Genomic DNA, 1111 nt, shown 5'->3' on the forward strand with positions numbered 1-1111 from the left:
TTCAGTAGACGACGACCGATCGGATTGACTTGCCCTCGTGCATGAGGTCGAAGCCCTTGTTGATGTCCTTGAGCGGCAGGGTGTGGGTAATCAGATCGTCGATGTTGATCTTGCCCTCCATGTACCAGTCGACGATCTTTGGCACGTCGGTGCGCCCGCGCGCGCCGCCGAAGGCGGTGCCCTTCCAGACGCGCCCGGTGACCAGCTGGAAGGGCCGCGTGGAGATCTCCTGGCCGGCCCCGGCGACGCCGATGATGACCGAGACGCCCCAGCCCTTGTGGCAGCACTCCAGCGCCTGGCGCATGGTCTTCACGTTGCCGATGCACTCGAAGGAGTAGTCCGCCCCGCCGCCGGTCAGTTCCACCAGGTGGGCGACCACGTCGCCGTCGATGTCTTTCGGGTTCACGAAGTGGGTCATGCCGAACTTCTCGCCCAGCGCCTTTCTGGCCGGGTTGAGGTCGACGCCGATGATCTTGTCGGCGCCCACCAGCCGGGCGCCCTGGATGACGTTGAGGCCGATGCCGCCCAGGCCGAACACCACCACGTTGGAGCCGGGCTCCACCTTGGCGGTGTTCACCACCGCGCCGACGCCCGTGGTCACGCCGCAGCCGATGTAGCAGATCTTGTCGAAGGGCGCGTCCTCGCGCACCTTGGCCAGCGCGATCTCCGGGGCCACCGTGAAGTTGGCGAAGGTCGAGCAGCCCATGTAGTGCAGCACCGGCTTGCCATCCAGCGAGAAGCGGCTGGTGCCGTCGGGCATCAGGCCCTTGCCCTGGGTCGTGCGGATCGCCTGGCAGAGGTTGGTCTTGGGGTTGAGGCAGTACTCGCACTGGCGGCACTCGGGCGTGTAGAGCGGGATCACGTGGTCGCCCTTCTTCAGGGACTTCACCCCCGCACCGACCTCGACCACCACCCCGGCGCCCTCGTGGCCCAGGATCGCCGGAAACAGACCCTCCGGGTCGTCGCCCGACAGCGTGAAGGCATCGGTGTGGCAGATCCCCGTTGCCTTCACCTCAACCAGCACCTCGCCTTCCTTCGGGCCCTCCAGCTGCACCGTCGTCACCTCCAGCGGCTTGCCCGCCGCAATCGCCACCGCTGCCCGTACATCCAT

1 protein-coding gene is annotated in these 1111 nt (G+C 66.7%); it reads right to left on the reverse strand.

The features are described 5' to 3' along the window. Position 1 precedes the first annotated feature (1 nt). Positions 2-1111: S-(hydroxymethyl)glutathione dehydrogenase/class III alcohol dehydrogenase (locus tag WDC82_RS25095; protein ID WP_340120191.1), on the reverse strand; the 1110-nt coding region annotated here is incomplete at its 5' end.

Origin of the sequence: Pelagibius sp. 7325 (assembly GCF_037652055.1) — a bacterium.
Lineage (GTDB): Bacteria > Pseudomonadota > Alphaproteobacteria > Kiloniellales > Kiloniellaceae > Pelagibius.